At 59.9% G+C, this 14,719-nt stretch carries 10 protein-coding genes, 2 tRNA genes and 1 riboswitch; of the genes, 9 read left to right on the top strand and 3 right to left on the bottom strand.

Annotation, left to right across the window (positions count from 1 at the left end; all coding sequences use genetic code 11):
* The 4 genes from ACWI8T_RS04770 to thiD all read left to right on the top strand — a co-directional run.
* Positions 1–545 (top strand): thiamine diphosphokinase (locus ACWI8T_RS04770; protein ID WP_449138137.1); only part of this gene is annotated, 545 nt, incomplete at its 5' end.
* 61 nt (positions 546–606) lie between these two features.
* A riboswitch (TPP riboswitch) is annotated at positions 607–716 on the top strand.
* A complete protein-coding gene (gene thiM / locus ACWI8T_RS04765) occupies positions 707–1,582 on the top strand; it encodes a hydroxyethylthiazole kinase (RefSeq protein WP_281668008.1) in 876 nt (291 codons plus the stop codon). It overlaps the preceding riboswitch by 10 nt.
* Positions 1,583–1,584: 2 nt before the next feature.
* Complete coding sequence (gene thiE / locus ACWI8T_RS04760) at positions 1,585–2,268, top strand: thiamine phosphate synthase (RefSeq protein WP_449138136.1); 684 nt, start codon at positions 1,585–1,587, stop codon at positions 2,266–2,268.
* Positions 2,269–2,423: 155 nt separating this feature from the next.
* Positions 2,424–3,224, top strand: coding sequence for a bifunctional hydroxymethylpyrimidine kinase/phosphomethylpyrimidine kinase (gene thiD, locus ACWI8T_RS04755; protein WP_449138135.1), 801 nt, complete (start codon positions 2,424–2,426; stop codon positions 3,222–3,224).
* A gap of 537 nt (positions 3,225–3,761) precedes the next feature.
* Here thiD and ACWI8T_RS04750 read toward each other — a convergent pair.
* The 3 genes from ACWI8T_RS04750 to ACWI8T_RS04740 form a co-directional block, all read right to left on the bottom strand.
* Positions 3,762–3,838 (bottom strand) — tRNA-Glu (locus tag ACWI8T_RS04750).
* A gap of 5 nt (positions 3,839–3,843) precedes the next feature.
* Positions 3,844–3,917: transfer RNA gene (locus tag ACWI8T_RS04745), tRNA-Gln, on the bottom strand.
* Positions 3,918–3,963: 46 nt separating this feature from the next.
* Positions 3,964–5,343, bottom strand: a complete 1,380-nt coding sequence (locus ACWI8T_RS04740; protein ID WP_449138134.1) for a CCA tRNA nucleotidyltransferase — start codon at positions 5,341–5,343, stop codon at positions 3,964–3,966.
* Between the two features lie 371 nt (positions 5,344–5,714).
* Here ACWI8T_RS04740 and ACWI8T_RS04735 point away from each other — a divergent pair, with 371 nt between their 5' ends.
* From ACWI8T_RS04735 to ACWI8T_RS04715, 5 genes are all read left to right on the top strand, one after another.
* Positions 5,715–8,123 (top strand): BTAD domain-containing putative transcriptional regulator, encoded by a 2,409-nt coding sequence (locus tag ACWI8T_RS04735; RefSeq protein WP_449138133.1) that lies wholly within the window; start codon positions 5,715–5,717, stop codon positions 8,121–8,123.
* A gap of 161 nt (positions 8,124–8,284) precedes the next feature.
* Positions 8,285–11,077 (top strand): preprotein translocase subunit SecA, encoded by a 2,793-nt coding sequence (gene secA, locus ACWI8T_RS04730; protein ID WP_449138132.1) that lies wholly within the window; start codon positions 8,285–8,287, stop codon positions 11,075–11,077.
* Between the two features lie 247 nt (positions 11,078–11,324).
* Entirely contained in the window at positions 11,325–12,419 is a 1,095-nt protein-coding gene (prfB, locus tag ACWI8T_RS04725; protein ID WP_449138131.1) for a peptide chain release factor 2, read from the top strand.
* A 97-nt stretch (positions 12,420–12,516) separates the two neighbouring features.
* Complete coding sequence (locus ACWI8T_RS04720) at positions 12,517–13,350, top strand: transketolase (protein ID WP_418618259.1); 834 nt, start codon at positions 12,517–12,519, stop codon at positions 13,348–13,350.
* A complete protein-coding gene (locus ACWI8T_RS04715) occupies positions 13,350–14,291 on the top strand; it encodes a transketolase family protein (protein WP_449138130.1) in 942 nt (313 codons plus the stop codon). Before ACWI8T_RS04720 ends, ACWI8T_RS04715 begins: the two co-directional genes overlap by 1 nt.
* The last annotated feature ends 428 nt before the right edge of the window (positions 14,292–14,719 follow it).

Raw genomic sequence — 14,719 nt, 5'->3', positions numbered from 1 at the left:
CCTCGCTTTGCGCGATTGGCGTAACGCCCGATTTCGCCCTGGGCGATTTCGACTCGTTGGGCCATGTTCCGCAGGGCGTTCCAGTAGAGAAGCATCCCGTCATGAAAGACGACAGTGATACGGCGCTTGCGCTCGAGTGGGCGCTCGCGCATGGCATGCGCGAGGTTGCGGTGTATGGTGCGCTTGGAGGAAGGCTCGATCACACGCTTGCAACGCTTTCGGCCTTGGTGGGCGCGGCGCGCGCGGGCATGCATGCGGTCGCGGTAGGAGAGGGCAATGTCGTGGTCGCGCTCGCAGGCGGCATGTCGCTTGAGATTGCCGCAAAGAATGCTGGCACGTTCTCGGTCTTTTCTGCGCCCGATGCCTCGTGTGGCCTTACGGAGCGCGGCCCGCTGTATGAAGTTGAGGACGCGACGCTTCGAAACGACGTGACGCTTGGCCTTTCCAACGAATTCGTGGGCAAGCCTGTGTCGATTTCTCTTGAGCAGGGCGCTGTCGTGGTCGTTTTGCCGCGAATGCCCTTGAGCGACATTCGCATCGGCTAAACGCGGCGCTGCCGTTCGCGAATTTTTGTGCTCCTTTCGCCGCGTGCGCCGTATAATTCACTTCGACATAATGGGGAGCTCGCCGAAGCGGGCTGAGAGGGGGCTTCTTGGCTCCGACCCACCGAACCTGATATGGGTAATGCCAACGAAGGGAGCATCGCATGACTGCGAACAATTCCGCATATCAAACTGCATCTGAAATCACCGAATCCATCAAGGCGTTTGCCGATGATGTGCGCGCGACGACCCCGCTCGTCCACTGCATCACGAATTACGTGACCGTGGAAAGCTGTGCGAACGCCGTGCTCGCCGTGGGCGCAAGCCCCATCATGAGCGACGAACCTGCCGACGTGGTTGACATCACGTCCATTTGCAACGCGCTCGTGCTGAATATTGGCACGCTCAACATGCAGACCATTGCCGGCATGAAGGCTGCGGGCGCCCGAGCTGCTGAACTCGAACACGCCATTGTTCTTGACCCGGTAGGCGCGGGAGCTTCGGCGCTGCGCACGCAAACCGCAGGCGAACTGCTCGACTCGCTGCCCGTCGCCTTGGTGCGCGGCAATATGAGCGAAGTGAAGGCCCTTGCTGGCCAGGCGGCTGCTACGCAAGGCGTCGATGTGAACCCCGCCGACGCCGTGACGAGCGAGGAAGATATCGCCGAAGCAGCGGCTTTCGCGCGTGATTTCGCCGCGAAAGCCAACTGCGCCGTGGCTATTACCGGCCCCATCGATATCGTCGCCGATGCGAATCGCGCATTTGCCGTGCGCAACGGATCTGCGCTACAGGGCCGCATCACGGGTTCAGGCTGCATGCTTTCCGCCATCACCGGCGCATATATGGCGCGCGCGAACGGCAACGCCGTTGAGGCCGCGCTTGCCGCGGTGGTGCATATGGGCGCTGCCGGCCAGGCCGCGCAGGCGCGCATGAAGGAAGGCGACGGCACGGGAAGCTTCCACACCTATCTCATGGATGCCCTGTCGCTGCTTGAGGGCGACGATCTGGCAAAGGCCGCTTTGGTTGAAGAGGTTCGTTAACCATGACGGCGCCCACGCCGCGCGAACGTTTTCGCTGCGCTCCCGAGTCGCTTTTGCTGTATGCCGTTTCCGATGCTGCGTGGCTGGGCGGCCGCACGCTTGCGTCATGCTGCGCCCAGGCGGTGCGCGGAGGGGCGACGTTTCTGCAGCTTCGTGCGAAGCGCGCCACGACTGAGGAGCTCATAAGCGCGTATGCGGAAATTCGTGACGAACTCGAACGCGAAGGCCTTGCCGGGAAAGTTCCGTTTGTGATTGACGACGACGTAGAAGCGGCTCTTGCCGTAGGCGCCGATGGCGTGCATGTTGGCCAGTCGGATGAGTCGTGCGCGAGCGCGAGGGCCCGTCTGGGCGAGGGCGCCATCGTGGGCGTGTCGGCGCAAACGGTAGAGCAAGCCCTTGCCGCGCAGGCTGCAGGCGCCGACTATTTGGGTGTGGGAGCGTTGTTCAAGACGGCAACCAAGCCCGAGGCGGCCGATGTGTCGCTGAGCACGCTGCAGGAAATGTGTGCTGCCGTGAGCATTCCTGTGGTTGGCATCGGCGGCCTGAATGCGAGCACGCTTGCGTCGCTCGCCCATACGGGCGTGCATGGCGCTGCGGTCGTGTCGGCGATTTTTGCTGCGGGCGACATCGTTTCCGCGACGCAGGACTTAAGGCGCATCATGGACGGCGTCGACCTGCGCGCGTAGCTGTTTGCGAGCGGTTTGAATAACGGGATAATCGATTGAATGGAACGGAAGTCGGCTTGCCGGCTTCCGTTTTCTTGTGGGCGCTTTTCCGCCTTTGTGCCTGGCGGATTGTATTATGGACGCACGAGATTGCCGAGTTGCGTGTGAGGAGAGCTATGGGCTTCAAGATTCCTTCAGTCGTAAGCATCGCCGGTTCCGATTCCTCGGGCGGGGCGGGCATTCAGGCCGATTTGAAAACCATCGAGGCGTTGGGGCTGTTCGCCCAAACCGCGATCACAGCGCTTACTGCGCAAAACACCCTGGGGGTTTCAGGCGTGCTCGATGTTCCGAGCGAATTCGTGGTGGAGCAGATAGATGCAGTGTTCGACGACATTCGCCCCAGCGCCGTGAAAATCGGCATGGTGTCATCGGCGTCGAATGTGGTCGCCATTGCGGAATCGCTGCGCGCGCATGCGGCTGAGAACATCGTGGTCGACCCCGTCATGGTGTCGACGAGTGGAAGCCGCCTTATAAGCGATGACGCCTCTGAGGCGCTTACAGGGTGCTTGTTCCCGCTTGCGAGCGTGATAACGCCCAACATTCCCGAATCGGAGGTGCTCTGGGGCAGGAGCATTGCGACGAAGCGCGATATGGAGACGGCTGCGGGAGAGTTGTCGGAGCGTTTCGGCGTCGCCGTTCTTGTGAAGGGTGGACACGGCGTAAGCGACGCCGATGACGTGCTGGCCGAGCGCGGGTTTACGTGTTGGCTGCCTGGCGAGCGCATCGGAAACGATAATACGCATGGCACGGGATGCACGCTTTCGAGCGCGATTGCGTGCGGGCTCGCGAAGGGCTTCACCGTGTTTGAGGCGTGCGAGTATGCGAAGCGCTATATTTCGGGAGCGCTTGCTGCCCAGCTTGATTTAGGGAAAGGTTCAGGCCCGCTCGACCATATGTGGGAATATCGCGGGCGGTAATCAAACAAAATCCGTTTGCCGCTCTTAATATGCCGCTTGCCGATATGTGGACAACTTTTTTTCATGTCGTGGAAAACCCTCATTTATCAGTCTAACTAATAAGCAAAAGATGGTTGCTCTTCTTACTGGGATTCAAAGCGGGGCCAAGATGGGAAAATACGAGGAAAACGTCAACGAAATCGCATGAAATAGCAGTGAAAACGAAATGGTTTGGCGCGGTCAAAATGTGGAAAAGTTTTTGTGGAAAACAAGCCGAAGGGGGAGTTAATAAACGAGGTCGGTAAGACGGAGGGGGTACTCTTGACGGAATTCCACCTCATTGGTTCGAATCCCCGCTAAAGAGGGTGGGATGTGCCCTTATTGGGTAGGTCGAACAAGAGGCAGCGAGCGACGCCCTGGCGAGTGCGGTTCGTCCTGAAAGCAAGGCGAAGCGTATCGGAAGATACGTGAGCCGAAGCTTGAAGGCGAAATGCGCCGTCAGGGCATCGCGCAGCGGCAACAAAAAAGCCCGTTCGTCAGAACGGGCTTTAGAAATCATGGTAGCCTGGAGGGGATTCGAACCCCCGATCTCCGCCTTGAGAGGGCGGCGTCCTAAACCGCTAGACGACCAGGCCAAAAATGGCTGGGGTGGAAGGAGTCGAACCCTCACATACGGCACCAGAAACCGCTGTCCTGCCATTAGACGACACCCCAGTGATTTGTGCGCTCTTGCGGCGCGAGTTGGTATATTACGGACTTCCTAGCGTTTCGTCAAGAACTTTTGCAACTTTTTTTGAAAAATTTGTTCTTCGGCGTTTTCAATCGCGCAATTCAGGTGGGAACGCAGTGCCTCGGGGGTGTTTTTGATCTCGCCTTCGATGACGGCGGCGAGCAGCGCATTGAGCGTTCTTCCGATTTTCGGACCATGAAGATTTCCCAAGTCCGCAACTTCTTTGCCTGACAACGCGAGCTGCTTCGCGCCGAGCGGTTTTCCGCTGCATTCGAGTGCGTCGAGCATGGCGAGCTCTTCATCGACTTCTCTCGCGCGCGCGTCCCCTTTGGGACCATGTCCGTTTGCGTCGGCTCGCTGGAGTAGGAGCGCCCGTCGCGCGCGGGGCGCATCGCCGCCTAGGCAGGCGACGAAAAGGCGCAGGGCCTCCTCGCTTGGCGGGAAGCTCGTCGTATGCCACGCGATCGCGTCGGCGGCTTGCAGCGTCTGTCGCCGTTCGATTCGGAGCCGTTGCATGATGCGCGTGGCGGCGATGCTGCTGCGCAGCGCGTGGTCGTGATGCGATTCGGGTTTGGCGATGTCGTGAAGGAGTGCGGCCCAACGCAATGTCTCGTTTTCCGGCGTGGCGGAGACGCTATGGGCGAGATGCCCGAGCAAGTCGTAGGCGTGCCGTTTCGATTTCAGCTTAAAGCCTCGCGTCGCCTCGAGTTCGTTTATGGCTTGCACGACGATGGGGAATTCGTTTTCGATGACGCGCCCTGCGTAGGGTCCGCATAAAAGCTTGGTGAATTCGCTTCCCATGCGTTCACGCGCCACGCTGTCGAGCAGGTGCGCGCACGAGAACGCGGCATCGCGCGTGGCGGGTTCGATTTCAAAGCCGGTCTGCGCTTCGAAGCGCGCCGCGCGGAGTATGCGCAAGGGGTCTTCCTCGAAGCGTTTGCGTGCATCGCCTACGGCTCGAATCGTGCGGGCTTCGATATCGCGCGCGCCGCCGAACGGGTCGAAGATGCCGCGTGTAGGGTGGTAGGCGATGGCGTTCATGGTGAAGTCGCGCCGTGCGAGGTCGAGCTCGATGTTGTCGACGAATTTCACGTAGTCGGGGTGCCGCGAGTCGGAATAAGGGCCCTCGATGCGGTACGTGGTTATCTCGATGGGTTCCCCGCTTACAATGGCGGTAACGGTGCCGTGCTTCGTTCCCGTTTCGTGTACGGTGTATCCCTCTTTGAGCAGAATTTGCTCGGTTCGCCTCCATGGGGCATTCGTCGCTATGTCGGCGTCATGGGGCGCGCGTCCCATGAGTTTGTCGCGTATCCAGCCGCCTACAATCCACGCTTGGCAACCGCTTTCTTCAAGGGCGCGAATTGTTATTGCCGCAGGGGAGTGGGCTATTATGTCGATTCGAGTATCCATGGGGAAAGCATAGTGGAAAAGTGCTGGTTGACGTCTGTGTTTTGCGACGTAACACGCATTTTTTGCAAAGCCCGAAAACACTGATCGATACTTTCTTCGATTTTCTTCTTTGAATGGCCCATCTGGCGTTTTCGCCGATATTTCGCCGGCGCTTTTTCTCCTATAGAATCGCTGTCCGTTCCTCGAATCGCGCGGCGATCGCCGCGTAAAACAATTCAGGCGTTGCGGATGATTGATGGGGCGTTCGCGACTTGACACGAGGAGGAGATGGACTCATGGGGTACCTTGAAAATGCCGCTTGCAATGGGAGGCGTCCGAAGAGGGTCGGGCCGCAAAGGATTTACTCAAGGCCTCGTCTCGTTAAGCGTTTGGTGGCAGAGCGCGACGTCGCGAGATTCGTGGTCGCCCCTTCGGGTTTCGGCAAAACGAGCCTGGGGCTCGAATATGCGGCGTCGATGTTCTCGTTTCGCGGCGTTCATTGGCTCGATTGCTCAAGCCCATGCTTTCTGCGCGATTTGGATGCTGGGATAATTGCCAAAACGTTTATTGCGCGACCCGTGCAGTTGGACCTTGTGGTGTTCGACGACGTCCCCTTTTTGGCGGATGCGCGTTTGGAATGTTTTTCGCACGAAATTGATGCGCTTCTTGATGCGGGCTGCGAAGTGCTCGTTACTACGACGCCTGCGTTCGGCGCTATCGCCGATGCCCAGCGTGATTGCGTTATCGTCGGAGCTCGCGACCTGCTTGTCGACGATTGCGAGCTTTCCTCGAGCCATGTGGCATCGGTTGAGGGCTTGCGCGAATGCGATCGCGTTCCTGCTTTTTTATGGGGCGGGCAAGATGGCATGCGTGAGTTTTTGCGCGGCATGCGCCTTGGAGAGATGCCTTCAGAAATGCGCGCTCCCGTATTCGTGATGGAAGCCTTGCAGGTGGGCTCCTTCGATGACTTGTCGGCCGTTTCCGGAGGCGTGCGAGCCGATGCGCGCCGCTTCATCAGTGAACATTATCCCTATGTGGGTGTTGATTTAGCCGATGAGACTTTCGAGGCGCACGGGTTTGATGTAGCGCAGGTGATGGAGGGCTTGGGGGAGTCGATTGATTCGCTTGGTCGAGTTGCAACTCCCTCTGCGCGCGATGCTCTTTCTGCGAAGGTCGCATGTATGCTTGCTTCGCGTGGCATGGGGCCGCGTGCGTGCGAAATCATGCAGATAGCCTGCGCCCGCAAACGCCGAATTTCGTGGATTTTGCAGCAGCAATGGCGCCTGTTCGATTCGGGATGCGTGCGTCCTCTGCAAGACCTTTTCGAAAGCCTGGGAACTCGAAGCACGGGTCTTGACGCCTCGATGGTCGCTGCCGCTTCGGGGAGGTTGTTCGTGCTCGACGAGAGGGAGCGCGCCTCGTCTGTCGCGCGCCGTGCATTGGGTATGCGGGGAATATCGTCGACCGACGCGCTCATGTGTGCGCTCGTCGCGCTTGATGCGGGCGGCGAATCGGCGCGAAGCGCGGCGCTCGAGACGCTCGGGAATATCGCGGCAGGCAAGGTTGAGGTTCTTGCGAATGACGCATTGGCGGGCCGTATCGCCACCTCGGCGATCGCGCTTCATAAGGGAGACATCGCGGCGGCGTGCCGGGCATTGCGCGACGCGGGCGTCGATACCCATGTATTGCGCACGGCGGCGGTGTATTGTGCGACGCTGCTGAGGCGCGTCTCCCGTCGTGCGAATGGGGAAGAACTCGCCATAGCGCTTTCGGCTTCTCGCGCGCTTGTGGAGCGTATGGTCGATTCGACCGAGGAGGCGACGGTGTGCGAAGCGATTTTAGTTGCGTCGATTGTGGGGTCCGGCGGGGACGTGCCCCTTTCGCCCAGCCGCCAGCGCGCATGCGATGTGCTGTCGGCTGTTCTCGCCGAGCAACGCCGCGGTCGAACTCGGTCGAGCCTCGCTCCGGTACAGGCGCCTTTGAGCGATTGCTCTATGCAGAGCCCTCGCCCTGCCGTTATTCCCGAGATGCGCGTGAATATATTCGGAGGGATGGAAGTGACCATTGGCGGGGTTGCGGTCGATCCCCATTTGTTCGCGAAGCAGCGTACGAAAACGCTGTTGGCCGTGCTCGTGTTGTTTCGCGGGAAGGAAATCGCGCGGCCCGAATTGCTTCGCATTATGTGGCCCGATGCGACGGTCGAGCGCGCCACGAACAACTTTTACTCGCTGTGGTGTCGGCTTCGTCGAGCCCTCGGCGCCGAGCGTGACGAAGATTGCCCCTATCTTGTGCGCCATCGCGCGAGCGTCATGGTGGATACTCGTTATGTGAAAAGCGACGTGGACGAATTCGATGCGCTCTGTCGTACGCTTCTGTTCGACGAACCCAACGCCCGCGCATGGCTTGCCGTGTTTGAGAAGATGGAGGAGGCGTTCTCGTGCGATTTGCTTCCGTCTGAAACGGAGAACGCTTTTATAGGCGCCATGCGATCGAAGTATCGCGCGCGACGGATCGACGCGTACGTTACTGCGGCGTTGCGGCTGGTGGATGCGGGCGAAGCGGATACGGCGCTGTGGTTCGCCGAGGTCGCGGCCGATGCGTGCCCCAGCCGCGAAGATGCCGCGTTTGCCCTTATGCGCGCGCAGGCGGCGAGCGGCCAGCGCGTCCAGGCCATGGAAACCTATCGGCTGTGCGCGAAGCATCTTGCCGAGGAATTGGGCATCGATCCGGGCGATCGCATGCGGGAAATGTACTGCGAGCTGCTCAATGGGAAAGAGCCGATGCAAAAGTCGGCCGAATGAAACTATTGGGTGACGGTTCTTTGTTTGCTTGATGCCCGTTTGCTTTTGCTCCTGTTCGCTGTGGTAAAGTTGCCGAACGTGTATAGCTGCGCGTATATTCGCGCATATCATTCGAAAATCGATGCCGCCCACATGCGTTCGTGGGCAAGATGAGGAAGACCATGGGATTTCTTTCGAAGCTCCTCACGTTTGGCGAGGGCAAGCAGCTCAAGCGCTACCAATCGCTCGTTGACAAAATCGGTTCGCTCGAGCTGTCCATGCAGGCGCTCACCGACGCCGAGCTCGTAGCTCTTACCGCCGCCTATAAGGAACGTGCGGCGAATGGCGAAAGCCTCGACAGCCTTCTGCCCGAGGCGTTCGCCACGGTGCGCGAGGCTGGCCAGCGCGTTATGGGCATGCGCCATTTCGACGTGCAGCTCATTGGCGGCATGGCGCTCCATGAAGGCCAGATCGCCGAAATGAAAACCGGCGAAGGCAAAACGCTCGTCTCTACGCTCGCTGGTTATTTGAATGCACTTTCCGGCGAAGGCGTGCATATCGTTACCGTGAACGACTACCTCGCTCGTCGAGACAGCGAGTGGATGGGCCGCTTGTACCGTTTCTTGGGCATGGAAGTGGGCCTGGTGCAAAATGGCATGCGCCAGCCCCAGCGAATTCCCGCGTATAAGGCCGACGTGACGTATGGCACCAATGCCGAATTCGGTTTCGACTACCTGCGCGACAACATGGTGACCCGCGCGAGCGCCCGCGTGCAGCGCGGCCACAACTTCGCCATCGTCGACGAGGTCGACTCCATCCTCATCGACGAGGCGCGCACGCCGCTCATCATTTCCGGCGCGGGCGTGAAGGCCGCCGATACCTACAAGAAGTTCTCCCAGGCGATGTTCGGCCTGGTTCGCGACGAAGACTACGAGCTCGACGAGGCGAAGAAGACCATCTTCGCAACCGAGACCGGCTTGGCGAAAATCGAGGCCCGCTTGGGCATCGATGATATCTACGACGACCCTTCGGGCCAGCTTGCGAACCACTTGCAGCAGGCCCTGAAGGCGCACTTCATGTTCCATCGCGACATCGACTATGTTGTAGTGGGCGGCGAAGTGAAGATCGTCGACGAGAACACGGGCCGCATCATGGAAGGCCGCCGCTGGTCGGAAGGCCTGCATCAGGCGATGGAAGCGAAGGAAAACGTTCGCATTCGCGAAGAGAACCAAACCCTCGCGACCATCACGCTGCAGAACTACTTCCGTCTCTACGACAAGCTCTCGGGCATGACGGGTACCGCCATGACTGAAGACGCCGAGTTTCGCCAGATTTACAAGCTGCCCGTCGTGGCCATTCCGCCGAACAAGCCGGTCATTCGTAAAGACGAAAACGACCTGGTGTACCGCACCATTGAGGCGAAGTATCAAGCCGTGGCCGATGACGTGCAGGAACGCCATGCGGCGGGCCAGCCTTGCTTGGTTGGCACCGTTTCGGTCGAAAGTTCCGAAAAGCTCTCGCGCCTGCTTGACAAGCGCGGCATTCCCCATGAGACCTTGAACGCGAAGAACCACGAGCGCGAGGCGCATATCGTCGCGCAGGCGGGTCGCCTGGGCGCTGTGACCATCGCGACGAACATGGCTGGCCGTGGTACCGACATTTTGCTCGGCGGCAACCCCGAGGTGCTCGCCGACGACGTGTTGCGCCAGCGCGGCTTCGACCCCGAGGCAACCCCCGAGACCGAGGTTCAGGAGGGCGAGAACCAGCTGAAGGTTCCCACGCAGGCCGATCGCGATGCGGCGCTCGCCCAGGCGAAGGAAACGTGCAAGCGCGAGCAGGAGCAGGTGCGCCGTGCGGGCGGCTTGGCCGTTATCGGCACCGAGCGCCACGAGAGCCGACGCATCGACAACCAGCTGCGTGGCCGCGCCGGCCGCCAGGGCGACCCGGGTCTCACGCAGTTCTATCTTTCGCTTGAAGACGACCTCATGCGCCTGTTCGGCGGCAACCGCATGGATTCCATCAGCCACATGATGGAAAAAACTGGCGCGACCGACGACATGCCGATTCAGGCGGGCATGGTGACCAAGGCCATCGAGAGCGCCCAGCGCCAGGTCGAAGCCATGCACTTCGCCGCCCGTAAAAACGTGCTCGAATACGACGACGTCATGAACCTGCAGCGTAACGCCATCTATAAGGAGCGCAACGCGATCCTCGACGGCAAAGACCTGTCCTCCCGCATCGAGGAAATCGTCGACGACGAAGTCGATGCCGTGATTGACGAGAATTGCCCGGCCAAGCTGCCGAGCGACGACTGGGATATGAAGGCCGTCGACATGTGGGCGGCGAATATGACGGGCGAGGCTTCTTTCAAGGCCGAGGAAGTCGACCATGAGGACGACCCTGAGGCTCTCGAAGATGCCCTTGAGGAATACCTCATGGGCACGTATCGCTCCAAGGAAGAAACCCTTGGCGCCGATGCGATGCGTCAGCTCGAAAGCCAGGTTATGCTGCGTATCATGGACGTGCGTTGGATGAACCACCTGCAGGCGATGGACTATTTGAAGACGGGCATTGGCCTGCGCGCCTTCGGCCAGCGCGACCCGCTCGTCGAGTATAAAGAGGAAGCGCATCGCGCATTCTCGGAGCTCACGACTTCGATGTACGAAGACTTCCTGCGCACGCTGTTGCGTCTGCGCATCGCCGCTCCCGTGGAGCAGGAGGAGTCGTCGCCCCTCGATGGCAAGGTGAGCTATTCCTCGCCCGAGGCTGCGCTTTCCGAAAACACCATCGCCGGTCGCGGCACGCGTCCCGCGCAGGCAACCGCTGGCCAGCCGCCGAAGCCCGCGGCGACGGCGAAGCCGAAGACGTATCGCAAAGACGAAGATTCCGACCCCTATGTGAACGTGAAGCCCAACGATCCTTGTCCGTGCGGAAGCGGGAAGAAATTCAAGAAGTGCCACGGTTTCAATAGGTGATACAATATCGCGCCGCTTAGAGGGGCGGCGCGGTGACGGATGTCGTACGCCGCTTGACGGCCGATGTCGCAGCGAGGCGCTGGTCGCATTCGAATCGCATGCGCTTTCTGCTGAATTCGACGTTGGAACGATATCTGCTTTTGCTCGGCCCGATGCATCGTCGGGCCGTTGCTTGTATCAGGGCTTGCGCGCTCGCCTTGGGGCGCGCTGCCGAAATGCTGTTTTTGAATTCTGAATGGTTTGAGCTATGGCTGAGAAAGAAAACCTGAATATCGACGATGTTGCCGAGCGTTTGGCTGCGGCGCATGAATACCTGCATATCGAGGACTCCCAAGCCGAGCTCGTCAATCTCGACCATAAGGCGGCGCAGCCGGGCTTCTGGGATGACGCGGCTGCGGCGCAGGAGGTTTCGAAGAAAGCGAGCAATCTGCGCGACACGCTCAATGCGTATGACGTCGCGTGCGGTCTGCTCGACGATGCGCGCGCCGCCGATGAACTCGCCGATGAAGACGAAGGCTTCGCCGCCGAGGTTCAGATGTGCCTCTCGCGCCTCGATTCCATGCTCGACCAATTCGAAATCGACTCCTGGTTCGCCGACGACCTCGATTCCTCCGACGCCATCGTGTCGGTAAACCCCGGCCAAGGCGGGCTTGAGGCGCAGGACTGGACCGACATGCTTTATCGCATGTATTCGCGCTACGTCGAGAAAAAAGGCTGGAAGCTCAAGGTGCTCGACGTGGTGCCGGGCGAGGGCATTGGCCTTGATCGCGCGGTGTTCCAGGTGGAAGGCAAGAACGCCTATGGCATGCTGCGCAGCGAGCATGGCGTGCATCGACTCGTGCGCATTTCGCCGACCGACATCAAAGGCCGCCGTCAAACGACGTTCGCCAGTGTGGAGGTCATGCCCGTGATGTCCGACGACATCGAGGTGAATTTGAACCCGAACGACGTGCGCGTCGACGTGTATCGCTCGAGCGGCCCGGGCGGCCAGTGCGTGAACACCACCGATTCGGCCGTGCGACTCACGCATATTCCCACGGGCATCGTGGTTACCTGCCAAAACGAGAAAAGCCAGCTTATGAACAAGGAATCTGCGTTTAAAGTGCTGCGCGGCAGGCTGTATGAACTCGAGCGCCAGAAGCGCGATGCCGAACTCGATGCCATTCGCGGCGAAAAGCAGGAAAATGGCTTCGGCAGCCAGATTCGCAACTACGTGCTCTATCCGTACCAGCTTGTGAAGGATTTGCGCAGCGGCGTCGAAACGAGCAACGTCGATGCCGTGCTTGACGGCGATATCGATGAATTCGTTGTGGGCTATCATCGTTGGCGCGTATCCCAATAGCTTGAAACGCGAATTTGCGATACGATGCAATCAATTGCGTGATGAGGCGTCCCGCGCATGCGGGGCGCTTTTTTCTTGAACGACAGAAAGGGGCGTCGTGAATCTCGAAGAGCTGAAGAGCATGGCCGGCGATATCCGCGTCGATATCGTGAAAATGGTGGCCGAAGCGGGAAGCGGGCATCCGGGTGGCTCGCTTTCGGCGGCAGACATTATGTGCGCGCTGTATTTCGGAGGCGTGCTCAAGCACGATGCGGAAAATCCGAAGGCCGAAGACCGTGACCGTTTCCTCCTCTCGAAGGGCCATGCGGCACCGGCACTTTACGCCACGCTTGCCGAGGCCGGCTACTTCCCGAAAGAAGAGCTCGCCACGCTGCGCAAGCTGCACAGCCGCCTTCAAGGCCATCCCGATTGCAAGAAGCTTCCGGGCGTTGAGGCCTCTACGGGTTCGCTCGGCCAGGGTCTCTCTATCGCTGCCGGCATGGCGCTTGGCCTGAAGCTCAACGGTTCTGAGTCTTCGGTGTTCACCCTTATGGGCGACGGCGAATGCCAAGAGGGTCAGGTATGGGAAGCTGCGATGTTCGCGGCCCACAAGGGTCTCGACAACCTGGTCGCCATCGTCGACCACAACCACCTGCAAATCGACGGCCGCATCGAAACCGTATGCTCGCCGGAAGATTTGGGTGACAAGTTCCGCTCGTTCGGCTGGCAGGTGTTCCAGTGCGACGGCAACGACATGGAAGCCATTCTCGCCACGCTTGAAAGCGCCAAGGAATCCCGCGGCGGCAAGCCGTGCGTGATCGTCGCCGAAACCACCAAGGGCAAGGGCGTTTCCTTCATGGAAGACCAGGCTGGCTGGCATGGCAAGGCGCCGAACGCCGAGCAAACCGAGCAGGCTCTCGCCGAACTCACCGCGAACAAGGAGGCTAAATAATGGCTGCAGAGAAAAAAGCAACCCGCGCCGCCTACGGTGAGACGCTGGTCGAATTGGTGGAGCAGGGCATCGACGTCGTAGCCGTTGAGGCCGACCTCTCTGGTTCTACCACCACCAAAAAGCTGGGCGCTGCGCATCCCGAGCGCCTGGTGAACGTTGGCATCGCCGAACAAGATATGGTTGGCGTGGCCGCTGGTCTCTCGCTCACGGGTCACACCGCATTCACTGGCTCGTTCGCCGTGTTCGGCACCGGCCGTGTGTATGATCAAATTCGCAACACCGTGTGCTATGCGAATCTGAACGTGAAAATTGCCCCTACGCATGCCGGCATTTCAGTAGGCCCCGACGGCGGCAGCCATCAGATGGTCGAAGATATCGCCCTTATGCGCGTGCTGCCGAACATGCGCGTTCTCGTTCCAGCCGACTACTACGCTGCGAAGGCCGCCATTAAGCTGGCCGCCGAAACGCCGGGCCCCGTGTATGTGCGCATGGGCCGCGCATCGGTGCCGTGCGTCTATGAGCCGGGCAAAGAGCTCGAGATGGGTCGCGCATACGTGCTTCGCGAGGGCAGCGATGTTTCCATCGTCGCCTGCGGCGTCGAAATCGATGAGGCCTTGAAGGCCGCTGACTTGCTGGCCGCTGAAGGCATTTCCGCAGAGGTTATCGACGCATTCTGCGTGAAGCCGCTCGACGAAGACACCATTTTGGCGTCGGTCGAGAAGACGGGCTGCATCGTGACCGCTGAAGAGCATTCCGTTATCGGCGGCCTTGGTGGCGCCGTGGCGGAATGCCTGGCCGCAAAGCATCCCGCTCCGCTCGAGCGCGTGGGCATGCAGGATTGCTTCGGCACGTCGGCGAGCTACGAGGAGCTGCTCGTGGAATTCCATATGGATGCAGCTTCCATCGCCGAGGCAGCCAAAAAGGCTATCTCTCGCAAATAGCGCGTCGCAGCGTCGCTTGCTCAAGGCCGGGTTTATGCCCGGCCTTTTCTTATGCGTGGAATTTGAAGCGATGGTTGCTCGCGATTTCGCGTTCGCCGCGGCACCCCGAGGGGCTCCCCGGAACCACGGCTCGCTACCGTTCGCTGCGCTCACTATGCGCTCGCCTGGCTGCGTTTCGTTTTTGAATAAGGTCATGTTTGAACGCAGACGGTTCCAGGGAGCCCCTCGGGGTGCCGCGGCGAACGCGACGCATTTTGCGAGCCATTCTTTCCCTGGGCGCAAACGCTGCTTTTCAGGCTCTGTTCAGTGCAGTGTTTGTTTCGTAGCGAAGCGAGCGGGGATTTGCGTGTCTTGGTAGAATAAGCGGGTTGAGTCCAGTAACCATTATTTGAACGGAGCACTCTGTGACGAACACCAATGACGCGCGA

This window comes from Slackia sp. (assembly GCF_977041755.1).
Note: the sequence above shows the minus strand (reverse complement) of the source record. Positions and strands in the feature narration are given on the sequence as shown.

Excerpts from the sequence above, each read along its gene's own strand:
- thiM (WP_281668008.1), top strand. The coding sequence starts at position 707 with ATGACTGCGAACAATTCCGCATATCAAACTGCATCTGAAATCACCGAA.
- thiE (WP_449138136.1), top strand. The coding sequence starts at position 1,585 with ATGACGGCGCCCACGCCGCGCGAACGTTTTCGCTGCGCTCCCGAGTCG.
- thiD (WP_449138135.1), top strand. The coding sequence starts at position 2,424 with ATGGGCTTCAAGATTCCTTCAGTCGTAAGCATCGCCGGTTCCGATTCC.
- ACWI8T_RS04740 (WP_449138134.1), bottom strand. The coding sequence starts at position 5,343 with ATGGATACTCGAATCGACATAATAGCCCACTCCCCTGCGGCAATAACA.
- secA (WP_449138132.1), top strand. The coding sequence starts at position 8,285 with ATGGGATTTCTTTCGAAGCTCCTCACGTTTGGCGAGGGCAAGCAGCTC.
- prfB (WP_449138131.1), top strand. The coding sequence starts at position 11,325 with ATGGCTGAGAAAGAAAACCTGAATATCGACGATGTTGCCGAGCGTTTG.
- ACWI8T_RS04715 (WP_449138130.1), top strand. The coding sequence starts at position 13,350 with ATGGCTGCAGAGAAAAAAGCAACCCGCGCCGCCTACGGTGAGACGCTG.